Consider the following 18,990-nt stretch of genomic DNA (forward strand, 5'->3'; position numbering starts at 1 on the left):
ACGGGTGGCCCGACCCCCTGCGGCTGCCCGCCCCTCGGCAGGCAGCCGCAGGTGGTCACACGCCGGCGGCGGTGACGATGAAATCGGTGGCGAATCCGGCGATGAGGCCCGTGGCCAGGCCCCAGTACAGCAGCTGGGCGCGGCCGAGTTTGTCGGCGACGCGCAGAAGCTGGACGACGACGTACAGGATCGAGCCGGCGGCCAGGGCCAGGAACACCAGGTACAGGGTCTCGTTGACGAACGACTGGCCGATCAGCGTGCCGATGAACGTCGGGCCGCCGCCGATGAGCCCCATCAGCGCGAGGAACCCCCAGCCGGGCCGGTCACCGTCGGCGGCGAGCGGCGCGGTGATACCGAAGCCCTCGGTGGCGTTGTGCAGCCCGAAGCCGACGATGAGCAGCACCGCCAGGCTCAGCTCGCCCTTGGCCGCCGACTGGCCGATCGCCAGGCCCTCGGAGAAGTTGTGCAGGCCGATCCCGACGGCGATGAGCAGCGCCAGGCGGCGGGCCGGGGACGCCAGCCCCAGTGAGCGGGTCACCGGTCCGCCGAGCTCTCCGGCGGTCATCGCGCCCGGACCGCCCTTGGGACGTCGCCCCATCCACTGGTCGTAGTAGACGAGGCTGAGCAGGCCGATGACCAGGCCGACCGCCAGGACGGTCGACAGGTACGCGAAGTGGCCCCACCCCTCGTGCTTGTCGCCGGTCGCGGCCTTCAAGGCCTCCTCCACCGGCTCGACGGCATGGGTCAGCACGTCCCAGAGCAGGAACAACAAGATCCCGATCGCGCTCGCGTTGAGGAACGCGCGCAGGCCCACCGACGGAGTGCGCAACCGCGCGACCGGCAGGCCCAGGAAGATCGTGAAACCGGCGATGGCACCGAGGATGAGTATCTGCGTCGAGCTCATAGGTGACCTCTCCTGTGCACGGATGCCACGTCCCCACCGTGACAATGAAGGCAAGCCTTACCGAGGTGAGGCTTGCCTTCATTAGTGGTGTGCGGTGACCTGCTGTCAAGTCGCACTCACAGAGAGGTTTCATCACTGTTATGTGGCTCCGCTGACACTGGTCAGTCGCCCCCATGACGACGGAGAGCCTTCGCGAACCGGCGGTTCTCAGCGTCTTCTTACCTTCGCGGCTGGAGGATCATCCATATCGGCCGCGACCGAACAGCTGCCGGCGAAGGGACACGAAACGCATCCATGGCTACTCCGCCGTCACCCGCCAGAACGCTCCGCGCTCCCGTGGTGTGGACATCGGCGGGGTGCGCGGTCGGATTCGGCGCGTTGGCGATCGTGGCCGGGAGCCGGCACGGGGCGACCGCGCTGGACTCCACCGTGTGGCGCTTCCTCCTCGAACACCGCACCCACACCCTGAACTCCGTCATGAAGGCGGTCACCGCCGCCGGCAGTGGTGTCGTGCTCACGCCCCTGGCCGTCATCGGCGCGGGTGTGGCCGGATGGCGGGCCAGATCCTGGCTGCCGGCGGTGTTCGTCGCCGTCACCACGGTCGGAGTGTCGCTGCTGACCACCGCGTTCAAGATCCTCTTCGCCCGGCCCCGGCCACCGGCCGCGCTGGCCGAGGTCACCGCCGGTGGCTGGGCGTTCCCGTCAGGGCACGCCGCCAACACCACGGCGGTGGTGGGCGTACTCGCCGTGGTCGCCTGGACCCAGCTGACCTCCCGCCGAGCACGCTGGTTGACCACCGGGGTGGCGGCGCTGGTGGTGCTGGCCGTCGGAACAAGCCGCCTGTACCTCGGCGTGCACTGGCTCACCGACGTCGCGGCCGGATACCTGATGGCCGGCTGCTGGCTGGCTGCCGCCCTGGCGACCCTCGGCCCGTACTGCCTCGGCCGCGACCGCCATCCGGCCCACGCGGTGACCACCGCGGAGCCGACGGCGGCCCACGACGAGGCCGGGCACCGCGACGGGACGGGAACCGAGGAGTCAGGGCGCGGCTGCTGACCGTCGAGCACAACGGCGCCACCCTGGGTAGGCGACTTTTCGTTCAGGGTCTTCTTATGTGCCGTGCGGACACTGACGCATCGTGACGACTAACACGCAGCGGGGCCAGGCCACCGCAATCGGCTCCCGGTTGATCAACAAGGTCCCCGAGGTCACCGTCTACTTCTGGATCATCAAGGTGCTGGCCACCACCGTCGGTGAGACGGCCGCCGATTTCCTGAACACCGGCCTGCATCTGGGTCTGGGCGGCACCTCCGCGGCGATGGGCGTGCTGTTGGCCGTGGTGCTGGTCGTGCAGGTACGGGTCCGGCGGTACGTGCCGGCGCTGTACTGGGCGGCGGTGGTGGTGATCAGCGTGGTCGGCACACTGGTGACCGACAATCTGACCGACAGCCTCGGCGTGCCGCTGGAGGTGAGCAGCGTCGTATTCGCCGTCGCCCTGGCCGCGACGTTCGGCGCCTGGTACTTCAGCGAACGCACCCTGTCCATCCGCGCCGTGTACCGCGGCCGCCGGGAGGCCTTCTACTGGCTGGCGGTGCTGTTCACCTTCGCGCTGGGCACCGCAGCCGGCGACCTGGTCGCCGAAGGGCTCAACCTCGGGTACTGGAAATCCGCACTCGGCTTCGGCGTCGCGATCGGGCTCGTCGTGGCGGCGCGCTACGCCGTGAAACTCAACATCATCGTGGCGTTCTGGATCGCGTACGTGCTCACCCGCCCGCTCGGCGCGTCGCTCGGCGACTACCTGTCCCAGGACCGCGACGAGGGCGGCCTGCAGCTCGGCACGGTCACCACCAGCATCCTGTTCCTGGTCACCATCCTGGGAGTCGTCATCTACCTCACGGTGACCGGCAAGGACGCGCGCACCGGCCGGTCGACGTGACGGTCCTGCACGCCGCCGTGGCGGCGAACCCTCTCGACCCGAAATCCCTGCTCGGCGCGTTCGGGCTGATCGGTGTCCTGGTGATCGTGTTCGCCGAGACGGGGCTGCTGATCGGATTCTTCCTGCCCGGAGACTCGCTGCTGTTCCTGGCCGGTGTCGCGGCCTCACCGTTCGCCGAGCGCCTCGTCGGGCTGCACCTGCCGCTGTCAACGCTGCTGGTCGGAGCGCCGGTGTGCGCGATCGCCGGCGCCCAGCTCGGGCATCTGTTAGGCGCGCGGTGGGGTCGGCGACTGTTCGACCGACCCGACTCGCGACTGTTCAAACGCGCCTACGTCGAGCGCGCCGAGCACTCCTTCGCCCGGTTCGGGCCGGCGAAGGCGGTGATCCTGGCACGGTTCATCCCGGTGGTGCGCACGTTCCTCAACCCGGTCGCCGGGATCGTGGGCATGCCGGCCCGGCGGTTCGCCATCTACAACGTGCTCGGCGCGGTGCTGTGGGCCGACGGGGTCGTTCTCGCCGGCTACAAGCTCGCCGACGTGATCCCGGCGGCCGTGCTCGACCGGTACCTGCTGCCCGCCGTGGCCCTGGTCGTCGCGGTGTCGTTGGCCCCGGTGGTGGTGGAGTTCCTCCGCGAGCGGCGGCGCGTCAGCGCCCCGTGAGCCGCGGTCAGGCTTCCCTGGACGCGGCGGACCTGCGCCGGTGAACCTTGTCGACCAGCCACACCGCACCGGTGGCCACGGCGGCGATCACGGCGGCGGCGAGGATGTCGCCCGGGTAGTGCACCCCGACCCACACCCGGGCCAGCCCGATCGCCGCCGCCGCGACGGCCAGCACCGCGCCCCAACGCCGGTTCAGGAACACCGCCACGCCGAACGCGATGGCGAACGCGGCGGTCGCGTGGTCACTGGGCAGCGACACCCCGTTGTCGTGCGCGATCAGCTGGTGCACATGGTGGGTCTGGAACGGCCGCAACTGCCCGTTGAGCTGGGCCAGGACCTGCGAGGCCACGAACGCCACCGCCAGCGCGACCCCCAGCAGTGCGACCTGCCGGTACCGCCGGCGGCGGACGGCGAGCGCGACGAGTGCCGCGCCGACGGCGAACACGGCGAAGATCAGCCACTGGGCGGTCGCCTCCATCGCGTCGTCGAGCGCGTCGACGCGGCCGGCGAGGCCGTTGATCAGCTGGAAGATCTGATAGTTCACCCGAAATTCCCCTCATGGCACTTGTGTCGCCCAAGCCTGCCAGGCGGGACCTGAGCGCAGGATGAAAGGGTGTTTTCAGCGTGGGCTCAGGTCGGGCCCGCCATGATGGCGGCGGAGGTGGTGACGGTGCGGGTACTGCTGGTCGAGGACGAGGCGGCGCTGGCCGAGACGGTCCGCCAGGGCCTGGTCGCCCAGGGCTTCGCCGTCGACGTGGCGGGCACCGGCACCGACGGGCTGTGGGCGGCCCGGGAGACCGCCTACGACGTGGTGATCTGCGACATCATGCTCCCGGGCCTCAACGGGTATGAGGTGTGCCGTCAGCTCCGGGCCGCCGGAGTGTGGACCCCGGTGCTGATGCTCACCGCCAAGGACGGAGAGCACGACGAGGCCGACGCGTTCGACCTCGGAGCCGATGACTACCTGACCAAACCGTTCAGCTTCGTGGTCCTCGTCGCCCGGCTGCACGCGCTCGCGCGCCGGGGCCGCCCGGAACGACCCGTCGTCCTCGTCGTCGGCGACCTGACCCTCGACCCCACGCGGCGGGTGGCCACGTGGCGCGGCGAACAGGTGGCCTTGACGTCGCGGGAGTTCAGCGTGCTGCACTTCCTGATGCGTCACCGCGGAGACGTGGTGACGCGGACCCAGATCCTCGCCGGGGTGTGGGACTCCGCGTTCGACGGCGACTCCAACATCGTCGAGGTGTACATCGGCTACCTGCGCCGCAAACTCGACCCCGGCTCAGGACCGCCGGTCATCGAGACCATACGCGGCGCCGGCTACCGGCTCACCGACAACCGGTAGTGACATCACCACCGCCGTCCCGCCACCCTCCGCCTCTCCCACGGACACCGTGCCGCCGTGCCCGGCCACGATCTCCGCAACGATCGCCAGACCCAGCCCCGTGCCGCCGCTAACGCGTTGACGGCTGTCCTCCAACCGCACGAAACGCCCGAACACCCGGTCGCGGTCCGCCACCGCGATGCCCGGCCCGTCATCGGTGACCTCGATCCGCGCATCAGCCCCCACACGCCACAACCGCAACCCGACCGCGTGCCGGGCGTGCCGCGCGGCGTTGTCGGTGATGTTCCGGATCGCCCGGGCGATCTGGTCGCGGTCGCCACGAACCCGGACCGGGTCGATGCGGGCGTTCACCGTCAGTCCCGGCAGCGCCCTCAGACGGGTGCGTTCGGAGTCCATCAGGTCGTCGAGGTCGACGTCGGCCCACCGGGGGCTCAGGCCCCGCTCGTCAGCCCTGGCCAACAGCAGAAGGTCAGCGACCAGGCTCTCCAGGCGCGCCGCCTCACCGCGCAGCAGCGCAACCGTGCCCGGATCCACTCCCCCGGGCGGCGGGGTGTCCAGCAGCTCCAGGCCCAGGGTGATGGTCGACAGCGGGCTGCGCAGTTCGTGGCTGGCGTCGGCGACGAACCGCCGCTGGGCTCGCGATGCCACCTCGAGCCGGTCGAGCATCGCGTTCATGGTCTCGGCGAGGTGACGGATCTCGTCGCGCGGCCCGGGCACCGGCACCCGGGCGTGCAGGTGCCGGTCGGTGATCAACGCCACCTGCCGGCGCACCGCCTCCACCGGGCGCAGGGACCGGCCGACGAACACCGCGGTCGCCGCCCCCACCAGCAACAGCAGGATCGGGTACCCGGCCGCCAGCAGCGTCACCTCCGACTCGACCGCCTCATGGATCGGATACAGCGACTGGGCGACCAGCACGGTCTCCGCGCCGCCGGGAGTGTTCACACAGACCGCCACGATCCGAAACGTCGCCCCGTTGGCGACGGCCAACGTGCGGTCCTCGCGCATGATCGTGCCCACCGCGGGCCGCAGCGGCGACAACGCCGGCTGCCCCGCCACCTCCGCCGACGCAGCACGCACAGCCCCGTCCGTCCCGACGACCTGCACAAGCGTCTGCTCGCCCGCACGGGACCGCAGCGATCGGCCCAGACCGTCGGAGTCACCGGAGGCGAGTATGCCCGCGACCGCCTCCGCGCGGGTGACGGCGGAGGCGTCGGCGACGGAGATCAACGCGCGCCGGTGCAGGAACACGAACGCCCCGGCGGCCACGGCCAACACGACGGCCACCACGATCACCGCGGCCACCGCCGAACGGGCCCGCACGCCCCACCGGCGCACCAGCCACCTCGACGGCGACCGCCAGGTCACGTGCTCGGCTGCGGGTGTCATGCCCCCACCGTATCCGCGCCCCGATCTCACCTCAGGGGTTCGGGTACCCCTCAGCGCTCGGCCCGCCCTTGACCATCGTCGAGTTCCACACCCAGCTCATCCATCCAAGCGGCACCCGACCCAACCGCGGCCACGACAGCTGGTCTCCACCGCGCCCCGATGATAGATTGTCGTCGATTGATTGAGTGCTCTTCGATGGAGGCATCATGACGTTGAGGAAAGCCGCCCGCCGGGCGTCTGTCGCCGCACTGCTGGGCCTCGCCGCCGGTCTCGTGACGGTGCTGCCCGCCGCACCCGCCCAGGCAGGCCTCCCGCCGTGGGGCGTCTACGGTATCTACAACAGTCTTGAGGAGTGCACTACGAACGGCGATAACACGGGGGATCTCTACTACTGCGACTACGACGCGTCCACCACCAAGTGGATCCTCTGGAGGTTCAACCTCCTCTGACCCGCCACGCCAGCTGGTCCACACCGCTCCGCCCCCTGAATGCCGCCCGCCGATCGGCAGGTCGATCCGCCGCCAGGCAGCCAGCTGGAGCAATGCCAGCCCCGCCGCGAACGGCAGCAAGGTCTAGAGCGTGACAAAGTATCTGATCATTCGTTGGTATGTGCGATTCATGGCGATCTGACGAATGTGCAATGGTTGCGGTTGGCGGCGGTGTTGCCCGTTTCGAACGGAACGGGCAGGCCGCCGTCCAACCGGCGTCGTGCGGGAAACCGTGTATGGCCTGCCCAGTGCCTGGCAGTAACACTCCCTAGGCCCAACACCGTCAGGCGGCCCCCGATGGCCGCGACAGCCTGCGCCGCGCCACGAGTTCGGCGGTGACCAGGACCGCGACCGTCTCCACGGCCAGCAGCGCGACAAGCACCAGCAACTGGGTGGCCCCGGCCCGCACCGGACTCGCACCGCCCAGGAGCACACCGACGAACGCACCGGGAAGCGTCACGAGACCGACCGTTCTCGTCTGATCAAGAGCCGGAATCAGCGCCTCCTTCGCGGCCGTTCGACACAGGTAGATCGCCGCCCGACGCGGGACCATCCCCAGGGCCAGCCCGGCCTCGTACTCACCGACCCGGGCCTCCAACTCGTCGAGAGCACGCCGGCCGGTCAGCGACGTGGCCGTCATCGCCCCGCCGATCAGGATCCCCGCGATCGGCACCACCGCGATCGGCCGGGCCGGCACCAACGTCGAACCCAGCAGCAAAGCCAGAACGGGAACAACCGCGACACCGATGGGCAGCGCCGTCCAACCGCCCGAACGATGCGACGTGATCCGCCGCGCCGACGTGAAGATCGCCACGACCGCCATGCCCGACACGAACAACGCCGTCCACCATCCCGACCGCAGGACCGCCGCGATCAGCAGCGACACCGCTGCCAGCTGCACCGCCGCGCGCGCGGAGGCGGTGAGGATGTCGCGCGCCGAACCCAGCCGGCCCAGTGCCGCGAGCCCCGCAGCCGTCACCGCGAGGAGAACCAGCACGGCGAACAGGACCGGCCCCACACGAATCGTCGCATCACCCATATGCGAGATCCTCCCACCGGACGTGCCAGCGCGCGCAGCACAGCCAATATCCGGCGGATGGGACGCATGGCCTGTTCACAACGGCACGGTGGTACGTGGCCGCCCCGGAAAGGTGTATCACTGCAAGTTTCGTGGCTCCCTCCGCCATGAGGGATCGAGCCAGAAAAGCCCGGTAGAAAGCCGCGCTGCGCGCTGGCAGAGTCGTGCCTGCCAGGAAATGGCGGAACATGCTTGTGGCCCTCGACGCGTGGGCGAGATTCAATTGACCCATTGCTTCGTGGCCAAGGACCTCACTCGGCGTGACGAAGCTGGTCCAGTTGGGTTCGTCTGGGTGGTCTCGGCGATCGAGTTCATGTTGAGCGCGAGAGATGGCCCCCTTGAGGGTTCGCGCCGGCCAACTCCTCGGCACCGAGAGCACCGCCGTCCCCGCCGTCCGACATGCCCCGGACTCCCGAGCCCTGACCACAGGCCGCGTATGACCAAGCACCTAATTCATCCAACGATCAGGATGTTCCACCGCAGTGTGGGGTGCGAGCTCGGTCGATCGACGTCGCCCACAAGCGCAGGCCGAGGGCGAGGAATCCGAGCACCATCCCGTCGGCCACCTCCATCGTGATGATGTAGCCCAGGGTTCGACCCGGAACACGACTCTCGCCGGTAAGCGCAACCGCAAGCACCGATATGAGCAGTAGCGCCATGACCGCCAGGTCCAGATAGAACACCGCCCGCGCACGCCGCCCGGCCTGCGACCTGTCGCGCACCACGATGCCGAGGGCACCGACCGCGGCGGTCACGACGGGGACCAGCACTGCGGCGAGTATCGACACGACATCGGAAACCTGCATCAGGAAAGCACGTCAGCGACGAGTTCCCATGGCCTGACGACTTCCTGACACCACCAGGCGATCGGCGAGACCCTCAACCTGATCAGCCTCGACACCCACTGGTCACGGCGTACACCCGACCGCGTCCGCACCTTCAACTTCCCGCGGCTACTTGAGCTTCGGCCAAGTCAAGCCAGCGCTGATACCAGCGAGCGAAGGTCAGTGGGGTCCCGTCCTCGTCGAGCAACGGCCGGAAACCGCCGTCGTCGGCGGTGTCATCGGCCCACATCGTGCCTCTCGCCGGCCCGCTGATCACAAGCGCCTCGCGCAGTGCGCACCCCAGGTGGCTCAGGTACAGCAACCCCACACTGTGCTCGGGGGCATAAGCGACCCGGTCGTGCTGCTCCCAATAGACGTCCTCAGCAGCGTTGAACGCATCCTCTGAGTCGTAGGCTTCTTCGTCTGGCGGCTCGGGCAGACCATCGGCCGGATTAAACGCCTCGACGTGCTCGAACGGCGTCGAAAGCTGATCGAGATCAGTGAGGTCAGCGCCGTCGCCCTCCCACTCCCACCGGCGGCCCATCCGGCGCGCCGGGAACAGCCCATACGCAGGCCCAGCCCCGCCCCTCCCGCAGTACAGCAGGAACGACCGGTACTCGCCGGGCAATTCCACGCCCAGTTGAGCCTCCAACTCGGCCAGGTCCTCCGAACTCAACGGCGACTCGACCTTCCACTCATGGCTCGAAGCGCCGAAGACCCTGCCGCTGCTGGCCTGGGCCGCGATGCGGGCAATCCGCGAACGAGTTGCCGACCAGTCGAAGATCACCATGAGCGCCACCGTACCGGCACGCTCCGATCCCTGCGATGCCGCCTTTCGGCACCAGGATCAGGAACGCCTGCACAGGCGCGGGGCCTGGACGCACGATGTTCCACCCGGTTGGTGGGCGGGATTGCCGCAGGCGACACGGCCCGGCAGGCCCCGCACCGCCCGGCGCCTACATCCGCTGGCGCAACCGCGAAGCCCTGCCCAAACAGGGCTTCGCGATCAACTCCACAATCCGCGGCCCGGATTGTCGGGCCAACCAATCGGGCTGAACCAATTTGCGCCGGCGTGCCCATTGCGACGTTCGAAGGCTTCGCGGCCAGAACCTGTCGCCAGCACCAACGGCTGTCTGATCGTTGACAGGGCGTCGACTCGATCGCGCATAGGGTTGGCACTCCGAGCGCGAATGAGGAGTCCGGTGTGCAGGAACTGGTAGAGCTGAAGCTTCCTGACGGCCAACTGATCTGGGCCCGCGTAGAGCCCGACATGAGCCCGCGGGATGTGGGGCTCGGATCCAGGCTGCTCACACTGGACGGCCTTGAGGAGACGCTGCGTGCCATAGCGACGAATGTGCGTAGCGGCCTGCGTGCTGCCCGGCCGGATGAGACGAGCGTCGAGTTCGGCCTCGAGCTGGCGCTCGGCGGCCAGGGCGGCGTGGTCGCGGCGCTGGTGGGGGTCGGCGGCAAGGCGACGATCAAGGTGAACCTCAAGTGGACGGCCGAGACTGAGGAACCGTGATCGAAATCCCCTACCTGGTGGAGATTCGCGGCCACGCACACGGCAGCGGATTCCTCGCCGCGCCCGGGATGGTGGTCACATGCGCTCATGTCGCAGGTCAGGCCGGCTCGACGGTGTCTGTGCACTGGCAGGGCGTTGTGTACACCGCTGTCGTCGCTGCGGCCTCCCAGCCCCCTGCCGGCGGCCGGGGCCTGTGGCCGTTTCCTGACCTGGCCGTGCTGCGGGTCACGGGCCTCCCCGAGGATCATCCGTGCGGCAGCATCAACGGTCGGCTCCCGCAGCACGGATCGAAGCTGCGCTTTGCGGGCTACACCAGCGTGTACGACCGGGTCCCCCGCCAGATGACCGGCACGTGCGCACTCGCCGGAAGCTGGAACGACGGGAACGGAAGCTTCCTGCGCATCGGCGGCGACGAACTGAGCGCGGGCAACTCCGGAGGGCCCGTTCTTGACGCCGACACCGGCGTGTGCGCGGTCGCGAAGAGCGCCCGAACACTGGACACGGACCGCGGCGGACTCGCCGTGCCCATCCAGGCATTGCGCCACCTGGATCCGCTCGTCTACACGGAACTTCGACGGGGCCACGACCTCCTGCACCCCACGCGCAGGGACCCGCCGGGAAATCTCGAGAGTTCGGTAGGCATTCCCCTCGACAAGCAGTACGAACTCCGCGAGATATGTGCGTCGTTGCCGGAGACGGACGCGCACCGTGCCCACTACAACGCCGCGGGCGGCCAGCTGACTCCCCCCATCTACCCGCTGACCGACTACGGGGATGTCATCTCCGACCTGGTCGAGCTGCTTCCACCAGTCAGCGGCATGCCTTATCTGCTCTCCTACGCCGCCGACCTCGCCCGGATGCATCCCGACGTGCGGAAGCTGCAGTACTGGGTCCTGACCATCGCCGCGAGGCTCGGCCTCGAAGACGAGGCCGTGCGACGGCTCGAGCACGACCAACGACCACGGCCGGATGTCTCGGTGATGGCCCGACTCGCGCCCGTCGGGAACTCGGGCCGGTACCACCTGCGTCTCTGGCGGTACCGCGACGCCGACACCGTCGAAGAGGTCGGCCCCGAGTACGGCCCCGCCTCGTTGGCCGACGTCTTTCAGAAACTGCAGGCTGTGCTTCCTGAGCAGTTGACCCGCGCCGAACAGCATCGCGCGCCCGTGATGGTCGAGTTGATCGTGCCACCGGAACTGCTCGACGAGGAGTTCGACGACTGGCGCATCTGGCCCGATGAGGACTGGGTGAGCATCGGCACCCGGTACGCGGTGGTCCTGAGGGATCTGCGCCGGCTGGAGAATGACAGATTCCGCGTCTCGTGGGAGCGTCGTTGGGACGCCGCTCTCGCCAAGGACCTGGGGGCGATCCTCCAGTTCGTGGGCTGCGCCCCCATCACGAGCCGCAAATCCATGGCCGGCTGGCTGGAGGAGGACCTGTCCCGCTCCGCGCTGGTGCTGCCGGCGGGCTTGCGAAGTTCCACGTCGCTGGTGGCTCTCGACATCGCCCTGCGGGGCGGGGTCCCGGTGGTGTTGTGGAGCCGTGGCGGGTGCACGGGCTGCGCCGACGAGACGTTGTGTGTGGGGGCACGATTCTACTCCGGCCTGCGCGCCGCGCTGTCGGCGGAGACAATGGCGGACCTGCCCGAGCGGATCAAGACGCTGCGCAACGCCGCCGACGCCTCCCAGGACCCCGAACACTGCGGGCACGGTGTCGCACTGCTCTGGGACGATCCCCGCCGACGACCCCCTGGACAGCTACTCACGCGCGCCGAGGAGACGGTGAAATGAACAAGGACTGGTGGATATACACCGGCACGCGTCAGCCGCATGACGGCATCGCACGACTTCCCGAGCCGCCTCCTTGGCGCGCCTTCGCCAGCGAGGAGGACACGCCCTTCGACCGGGACGGGCCGACGGGGCCGCACAACCGCCTGAAACCCGCGGCAGCCTATGAAGCGGACAACCACACCATCGATATGGTCAACACCGCCCTGTACCTGCGCCGGCCCCTGCTGGTCACCGGGGACCCCGGAGTGGGCAAGTCCATGCTCGCCTACGCCGTGGCCCGCGAACTCCGCCTGGGCTCGGTCCTGCGCTGGCCCGTCACGAGCCAGTCCACCCTGCAACAGGGGCTGTACCGATACGACGCGATCGGCAGGGTCGGGGACAGTAACCTCAGCGGTCAGGCGGGGGAAATCTCACGGTACCTCCGACTCGGGCCGCTGGGCACAGCCCTGGCCCCCTTTCGCCTACCCCGTGTGCTCCTCGTGGACGAGATCGACAAGAGCGACATCGACCTGCCGAACGACCTCCTCGACGTGTTCGAAGAAGGCGAGTACGAGATTCCGGAGCTGTCCCGGCTGGCGGAGGACGAGGTGCGCATCCGACCTGCTGACGAGGGACAGCCCGTCCTCGTGAGGCACGGCCGTCTGCGCTGTCGGGCATTTCCTCTGGTCGTCCTCACCAGCAACGGGGAACGGGCGTTTCCGCCGGCGTTTCTGCGCAGATGCGTACAGCTGGATCTCCCCGCACCCGGCGCCGAACGCCTGTCCGCCATCGTCGCAGCCCATCTGGGCACCGCCGAGGTCGGCCGGTCCGCGGAACTGATCGACACTTTCCTCGCACGCAGGGAACTGGGCGACCTGGCCACCGATCAGCTACTCAACGCCGTCTACCTCGCGGGCGCCACCGGCGTCAGCCGGGCTCACCTCGCCGAGCTGGTCATGAAGAACCTGAATCCGACCATCTGAATGAACATCGAGCGACTCCATACGGTGCTGGCGAAGGCCGGTGTCCAGCTCGGCCCGCTCGAACTGGCCGAGCGGCTCTGGCTGGCCGCTCGGCTGGGGGACGTCCACGAAGGGGCGCACCGCGGCCCCGCGGCTCCTCCGGCACAAGACCGGCCTGCGGAGAACCGCACGGTGGAGAGCGCGCACCCCTCGGTCCCCGCGACCCCTCCCCCGAGGTCGGAAGCGGAGTCACCGACACCCCGATCCCTGCACGCGATGCCGGGCGACGCTACGAGTGGCAGTCAGGGAATCCCTGCAAGGTCGGTCCGGATCCGCTCCACACCCGCACTGGGTGACCAGCTCGGACTCCTGCGGGCGCTTCGACCCATGCGACGCCGGGTTTCCTCCCGTCGTCGATTTCATCTGGACGAGGAAGCCACGGCGCGCATCATCGCCGAACTCGGCCTGAGGATGCCGGTCCTGAAGCCCGCCCCGGACCGCTGGTTGGACGTCTCCCTCATCGTGGACGCGACCGGCGAGGTGGACCTGTGGGCCGGACTGACCCGGGAGCTGCACGTCCTGCTCCAACGATTGGGCGCATTCCGCGACGTCCGCGCCTGGTACCTCCACCGGACAGATCACGAGTCCTTCGGGTTGACGTCCGGCCGGCTCCTCACCCGGCCCCGGTCGCCCGCCGAACTCCTCGATCCCCAGGGGCGCAGGATCTACCTCGTGGTCAGCGACTGCGTCGGCAGCCAGTGGCAGTCGGAGCCGTTCAGACGACTGATCCGCAAGTGGGCCAGCTCCGGCCCCTTGGCCGTCTTGCAGCCGCTACCGGAACGACTGTGGTCACGGACCTCCCTGCCTCCGACGCAGGGACGCTTGCACGCCCCGGCGCCGGGCGCCCCGAACGTCGCCCTACGCTTCAACGACTCGCGATCCTGGAACATCCCCGATCATGAGGATGTCCCGGTCCCCGTCGTGGCACTCACAGCAGAGTGGTTGGCCCCGTGGGCGTCCCTCGTCTCAGGCCTGCACCCGGGCGGTATCGAATCAGCGTTTCACATTCTCGGCGGACCGCCCGTACCGCCGTTGACCTCCCCGACCTTCGACCACATCGACCCGAGACGGAGGGTGGAGGAGTTCTTCGCGGGGGCGAGCCCGGAAGCCTACACACTGGCCCGCTACCTCGGGGCGGCACCACTGAGCCTGCCCGTCATGCGGATCGTCCAGCGGGCCATGCTTCCCCGCTCGGGCCCGGAACACCTGGCGGAGGTGCTCTTCAGCGGACTGCTCGTCCCGTTGCGGGTGACCGGAACGGGAGAGCCGTTCTACGACTTCCACGACGGAGTACGAGATGTACTCCTGGGCACTCTCCGTCAGACCGAGGCCGTCCAGGTCCTCGCCGAAACCTCGGAGTACGTGGACAGCAACCTCGATCTGCCCGGCGACCGCTTCGCCGTCGCCGTCCCCGATCCGGAAGGTCAACTGGTACTTCCGGTCGAAGCACAAGTGTTCGCCCAGCTCAGAGCGCATGTTCTGAATCGGTTCACCGCTCGGACGCGATGGCTGGAAGCGGTGGAACCTCCCACTGTCACGCCGAGGCCCAAGAGTCGAAGCTGCACAAAGTGCGGGCGCCGGTGCGCGGAGGACGATCGGTTCTGCGGCGGCTGCGGTACGTCTCTGTCCCTGAGCTGCGCCAAATGTGGACGTGTCCTTCCCGCGGAGGCAACGTTCTGCACCGGCTGCGGCACGCCCACTTCAGATGACGACGTTCCACAGGCCGCCCACGAAGACCGTCGCAGGGTCAGCGTCCTATTCATGGACCTGATCGACTCGACGCGTTACGCGGAACGGGTCGATTCTGGGCAGGTCAGAGCGATGCAACATGGCTTCTTCGGGACGGCGCGCCGCGTGATCCGTCAGCACGGTGGCGTCGTGGAGAAGTACATCGGAGACGCGGTGATGGCAGTGTTCGGCGCACCGGTGGCTACCGAGACAGACCCGTTGCGGTGTGTGCGCGCCGGCCTGGAACTGCAGCGGGCACTGATGAAGGAGGCCCCTGATTCTGGGTTGCGATTCCGGGTCGGGATCGTCACCGGCGATGCCCTGGTGGACGTGGCTGCGGCCCGGGATGGCGGTCAGGCCATCGTGGCCGGTGAGGTCGTGAACACCGCCGCCCGGTTGCAGACGTCCGCGCCTCCGGGCGGCGTGCTGGTCGACAGGATGACGTATTTGGCGACCCGGGACGCGGTGCGCTACTCAGAGCAGCCGCCGTTGCACCTGCGCGGCCGGCCCATCGCCACCGAGGTCTGGCTAGCAGAGGCTCCCGTGCGCCGCCGACCGCCGGATGAAGTCGACCACACTCCACTTATCGGACGAGAGCGTGAGTTGAACCTCCTGACTGACGCGTTACACCAGTCGTTCTCGGGCCGAGTGCCACAGTTGGTCACTGTGCTCGGCAGGGCCGGGATCGGTAAAACCCGGCTTGTACGCGAGCTGTACACCAAGGCGGAACACATAACGGGCGGCCCGGTGGCGTGGCGGACGGGGTACTGCCCGCCGTTCGGCGAGGATGTCACGTTCATTGCGCTCGCCGACATAGTGCGTGCGCACACCGGGATCCTCGACACGGACGGAGCGGAGACGGCTCGGAAACGGTTGGCGACGACTCTGCATGAGGCGGGCGCCGAGAGTGACGGCCGATTGGCCGATGCGCTGGCGCCGCTGGTGGGTCTGTCGGGGTCGAAGTTGTCGGCAGAGGATGCCAGTTCGCTGTGGCGGCGCTACCTGCGCTCCATGGCCGCCCAGCGGCCCACGGTCCTGCTGTTCGAGGACATTCACCTCGCGGACCCGGCATTGCTCAGCTTCATCGAACTGCTCGTCGGCGGGGCTCGGGACCTGCCCCTGCTAGTCCTGTGCACCGGCCGACAGGAACTTCTCGAGCGCGAGCCGTCCTGGGCCGGAGCCGTCGCCGGCTCCCTGACCATCACGCTGCCTCCGATGCGCGACACCGACATCGCCGCCGTATACGCGCAGATGTTCGGCCAGACTTCACTCCCTGCGGAGACCCTCGCGCCCTTGGTGGAGTTCGCCGGCGGCAATCCGTTGTACGCGCACGAGTACGCCCGGATGCTGATCGAGCGGGGCACCCTGCGCCGGGGCGAGCGCAGCTGGTCGCTGCGGGGCGACGACGACCTGCCGATGCCCGACAGCGTGCACGCGGTGATCGCCAACCGGATCGACCTGCTCGACGCAGCCGACCGCACGGTGCTGCAGGCCGCGGCGGTGGTGGGCGCGACGTTCTGGCCGGGGGCGGTGGCCGCAGCCGTGGGTCGCTCGGTGGAGGCCATCGAAAGGGCTCTGCGTCGGCTGGAACAGCGGGACCTGGTCAGCGAGCAGCATGAGTCCACGATGGCCGGACAGGTCGAGTACCGGTTCCGGCACGTCCTGGTCCGCGAGGTCTGCTACCAGCGCCTCCCCCGCACGGAGCGGATCGCCCGCCACGAACGCACCGCCACCTGGCTCTCCGGGGTGTCGGACAGCCGTGCGGACGACCTCGCCGAAGTCACCGCCCGGCACCGCTCCGCAGCCTACGAGATCGCGTTGTCGTTGGGCCTGGAAACCGAACGCTACGCCCGCACCGCCCGCCAGGCCCTACACGCCGCCGCCCGCCGCGCCTACCGCCTCTACGCCCTCGACCGGGCCACGACCTACGCCGAGCGAGCCCTGCAGCTGTGCCCGGCGGACGAACCCGACCTGGCCACCGGCCGCCTGCAGCTCGAACTCCTCGTCACCGAACTGGCCTACTACCGGGACCGGGACTCGTTCCTGCGCAGCGGCGGCGTCGATCAGCTCGTGACGCTGGGTGAGCGCCTGCACGCCATCGGCGACCTCGCTGGGGCGGCCCAGGCGGCCACCCTCTCCGGCACCGTAGCGATCATGATCGCCGACCGCATTGCCGCCCTCGGTTGGCTCGAACGCGCGCTCGATCTGTTCGCACAGCTCCCCGACTCTATTGAGAAGGCGACCGCGCATACCGAACTCTCCCGGCTGCACATGCTCAACTACGAACACGACCCCGCCGCCACGTCCGCCGCACAGGCCCTCGATATCGCCGACCGGCTGAACCTGGTGGAGATCCGCGCGTCCGCGATGATCACGATGGGTACGGCCCGGGTGCTCGCCGGCGACCCGACCGGCCGCCAGGACCTCGACGACGCCTTCGCGTACTGCCGGGGCCGCGAGCTTCCCGCGACCCGGCGGGTGGCGATCAACATTTCCTGGGCCATGCAGGAGGACGGCGACATGGCCGGCTCCCGGCTCCTGATCGACCAGTACCTCAACTCCGACGTCACGAGCCGGCACGGTACCGTCGCAGACTTCTCCGAGGAGGCGATGTGGAGCTTCTTCGCCGGGGACTGGCTCCGCCTACTCTCCGCTGCCGACGCGTTCCTGGACACCCCCAGCGGCGAATGGGACCTACAGAATCGGATGATCCGGGCCTGGATCCGCGAACTGTGCCACGTCCGCGGCGAGGACGACCTCACTCGCACCGTCACCATGGCACGGCAGACGGGATTCCACCGACCCTTGTGGGTGAGCCTGGGCCACGGCGCGTTCTGCCGGGCGCTACAGGGCAGGTTCGGCGAGAGCGAGGAACTCCTCCGGGAACTCGTGGAGGACTGGGTACCCACCCGGACCATCGCCAGCCGCGAATGGGTGGCCGCCGCCGCGTTCGCCGCCGCCCTCACAGGGTCTGCTTCCGCCAACCGGCTGCACGCCGTCCTGGAGGATTCGCCCCGCCTCACTCCCTGGGTCACGGCAGCGCTCCACGTCACGTCCACCGGGTCAACCGCCGCCCGCCCGCAGCGGGCCGGTGACGTTCGCTTCAGGACGGCCGAAGGCCACCGCCAGGTCGGGAGCCTGTACGCCAAGGCCGCCGAACTCTACCGCCAGATCGGCGACATCACCGACTGGGCGATCGCCACGGCACTGGCCGCCCGAGCCTACGAAGCAGCGGGCGACCCCGCAGCCAGGCCCCTGATCGCCGAGACCCGGACGTTCGCCGACCGCAACTCCGCACCCGGGCTCACCACCATAGGATCGACCGTCGCACGGTCATCGACGAGCGGTCTTCGCATGCCCAGGAACGACGTCGGTTGAGTGGCACCGCCCTCCCCGACGCCTCCGCGAAATATTCGTGGAGTGAGGCACGCAAGTCGAACGACTGTTCCTCTCACAAGACCGCAGCCGCGCAGACGGCGGCCGGAGTGCGGGAGAACTTGGCCATCGCTGAGGCGATCTCCGGGGCCGAGCCAAGGGCATGGACACTCACAGCCGTGGCCAGGGCATTGCTGCTCGCCGGCGATCGCGCCAGAAGCGCCGAGTTCATCTCGGCCGACGAGGCGGGTGGCCCGCGCGATCACCCACTCCCACGAGCGAGTCGACGCGGCTGTCGGCCTGGCCGGGCGGTCGCCGGTACCTCCGACTGCGAATTTGCACTGCACATCGCGCGATCGATCGAGGACCTGGACCGACAGATCGAAGCGGTCGTTGCTGTCGTCGAGGCGACAGCAGGGCACGATCCCGCCGCGGCCGCGCGCCTGGCAGCGGCCCGAACGTCGAGCCCGGGGGCTGGCGACCGTGGCCATCGGGTGGGCGACGGTGGACCTGGACCGGGCGGAGAAGCTCGCCGACAAGATCGCCGGCGCGGATTGGCGGCGTCGAGGCATTCATCAGAATTACCGAAGCTGCGGCCTCGACCGGCGACGCGGCCGGCACGGTGCGGCTCACCGCCGTCGCCCAGACAGTCGCCGGGATCGACCAAGCCGGTCCGAGCAGGATCTGACACTGTCCAGACTGGCGCGAGCCGTCGTTGCCCCATGCGACCCCGAGCAGGCCGAGAGGTCGGCCAGGCAGGTCGGCCACCCAGGCCAGCAGGTCGCGGTGCTCGCGGCCGTTTCGCCCAGTCGATGGTTGCTAGCCAACCCGTTGTGCATGGGATGCCCGATGTGCACCAGGTCGCAGGACGCTCTGGCCCCCGGTCGAAACAGCATCCGACTTCGCCCGAAGACCGGTAGCGTTTGGAGCCGAGGCGTCAGGCTAGCTTCG

15 protein-coding genes are annotated in these 18,990 nt (G+C 69.0%); 9 read left to right on the forward strand and 6 right to left on the reverse strand.

Features of this window, described 5'->3' with window-relative positions:
* Positions 1-55 precede the first annotated feature (55 nt).
* Positions 56-904, reverse strand: coding sequence for a ZIP family metal transporter (locus IW245_RS13085; protein WP_197003449.1), 849 nt, complete (start codon positions 902-904; stop codon positions 56-58).
* 336 nt (positions 905-1,240) lie between these two features.
* On the opposite strand from IW245_RS13085, the gene IW245_RS13090 reads away from it, so the two are divergent.
* The 3 genes from IW245_RS13090 to IW245_RS13100 all read left to right on the forward strand — a co-directional run bounded on the left by IW245_RS13090 (position 1,241) and on the right by IW245_RS13100 (position 3,499).
* Entirely contained in the window at positions 1,241-1,960 is a 720-nt protein-coding gene (locus IW245_RS13090; protein WP_197003450.1) for a phosphatase PAP2 family protein, read from the forward strand.
* 82 nt (positions 1,961-2,042) lie between these two features.
* Positions 2,043-2,840 carry a COG4705 family protein gene (locus IW245_RS13095; protein ID WP_197003451.1) on the forward strand — a complete coding sequence of 266 codons (798 nt, stop codon included), beginning with the start codon at positions 2,043-2,045 and terminating at the stop codon, positions 2,838-2,840.
* On the forward strand, positions 2,837-3,499 hold the full coding sequence (locus tag IW245_RS13100; RefSeq protein WP_233472995.1) for a DedA family protein: 663 nt from the start codon (positions 2,837-2,839) through the stop codon (positions 3,497-3,499). The genes IW245_RS13095 and IW245_RS13100 overlap by 4 nt, the downstream gene beginning before the upstream one ends.
* 7 nt (positions 3,500-3,506) lie before the next feature.
* On the opposite strand, the gene IW245_RS13105 is transcribed toward IW245_RS13100, so the two are convergent.
* Complete coding sequence (locus IW245_RS13105) at positions 3,507-4,043, reverse strand: phosphatase PAP2 family protein (RefSeq protein ID WP_197003452.1); 537 nt, start codon at positions 4,041-4,043, stop codon at positions 3,507-3,509.
* A gap of 126 nt (positions 4,044-4,169) precedes the next feature.
* On the opposite strand from IW245_RS13105, the gene IW245_RS13110 reads away from it, so the two are divergent.
* Positions 4,170-4,844, forward strand: coding sequence for a response regulator transcription factor (locus tag IW245_RS13110; RefSeq protein ID WP_197008476.1), 675 nt, complete (start codon positions 4,170-4,172; stop codon positions 4,842-4,844).
* On the opposite strand, the gene IW245_RS13115 is transcribed toward IW245_RS13110, so the two are convergent.
* Entirely contained in the window at positions 4,782-6,233 is a 1,452-nt protein-coding gene (locus tag IW245_RS13115) for a sensor histidine kinase (RefSeq protein ID WP_197003453.1), read from the reverse strand. The two genes, IW245_RS13110 and IW245_RS13115, sit on opposite strands and share 63 nt — an antisense overlap.
* A gap of 206 nt (positions 6,234-6,439) precedes the next feature.
* Here IW245_RS13115 and IW245_RS13120 point away from each other — a divergent pair, with 206 nt between their 5' ends.
* On the forward strand, positions 6,440-6,682 hold the full coding sequence (locus IW245_RS13120) for a hypothetical protein (protein ID WP_197003454.1): 243 nt from the start codon (positions 6,440-6,442) through the stop codon (positions 6,680-6,682).
* Positions 6,683-7,004: 322 nt separating this feature from the next.
* Here IW245_RS13120 and IW245_RS13125 read toward each other — a convergent pair whose 3' ends face one another.
* The 3 genes from IW245_RS13125 to IW245_RS13135 form a co-directional block, all read right to left on the reverse strand.
* Complete coding sequence (locus IW245_RS13125) at positions 7,005-7,760, reverse strand: ABC transporter permease (protein ID WP_231398788.1); 756 nt, start codon at positions 7,758-7,760, stop codon at positions 7,005-7,007.
* A 503-nt stretch (positions 7,761-8,263) separates the two neighbouring features.
* The gene (locus IW245_RS13130) at positions 8,264-8,605 is read right to left on the reverse strand and encodes a hypothetical protein (RefSeq protein ID WP_197003455.1); all 342 of its coding nucleotides are present in this window, start codon (positions 8,603-8,605) and stop codon (positions 8,264-8,266) included.
* A gap of 133 nt (positions 8,606-8,738) precedes the next feature.
* Positions 8,739-9,413, reverse strand: coding sequence for an SMI1/KNR4 family protein (locus IW245_RS13135; RefSeq protein WP_197003456.1), 675 nt, complete (start codon positions 9,411-9,413; stop codon positions 8,739-8,741).
* A 414-nt stretch (positions 9,414-9,827) separates the two neighbouring features.
* Between IW245_RS13135 and IW245_RS13140 the strand changes: the two genes are divergently transcribed.
* From IW245_RS13140 to IW245_RS41600, 4 genes are read left to right on the forward strand one after another with little or no spacing between them, the layout of a single operon-like run.
* Positions 9,828-10,145, forward strand: a complete 318-nt coding sequence (locus IW245_RS13140) for a CU044_2847 family protein (RefSeq protein ID WP_197003457.1) — start codon at positions 9,828-9,830, stop codon at positions 10,143-10,145.
* The gene (locus tag IW245_RS13145; protein WP_197003458.1) at positions 10,142-11,935 is read left to right on the forward strand and encodes a VMAP-C domain-containing protein; all 1,794 of its coding nucleotides are present in this window, start codon (positions 10,142-10,144) and stop codon (positions 11,933-11,935) included. The genes IW245_RS13140 and IW245_RS13145 overlap by 4 nt, the downstream gene beginning before the upstream one ends.
* Positions 11,932-12,897, forward strand: coding sequence for an AAA family ATPase (locus IW245_RS13150; RefSeq protein WP_197003459.1), 966 nt, complete (start codon positions 11,932-11,934; stop codon positions 12,895-12,897). The genes IW245_RS13145 and IW245_RS13150 overlap by 4 nt, the downstream gene beginning before the upstream one ends.
* A complete protein-coding gene (locus IW245_RS41600; protein ID WP_267920050.1) occupies positions 12,898-18,042 on the forward strand; it encodes an adenylate/guanylate cyclase domain-containing protein in 5,145 nt (1,714 codons plus the stop codon).
* Positions 18,043-18,990 lie beyond the last annotated feature (948 nt).

This window comes from Longispora fulva (assembly GCF_015751905.1).
Classification (GTDB): Bacteria; Actinomycetota; Actinomycetes; order Mycobacteriales; family Micromonosporaceae; genus Longispora; species Longispora fulva.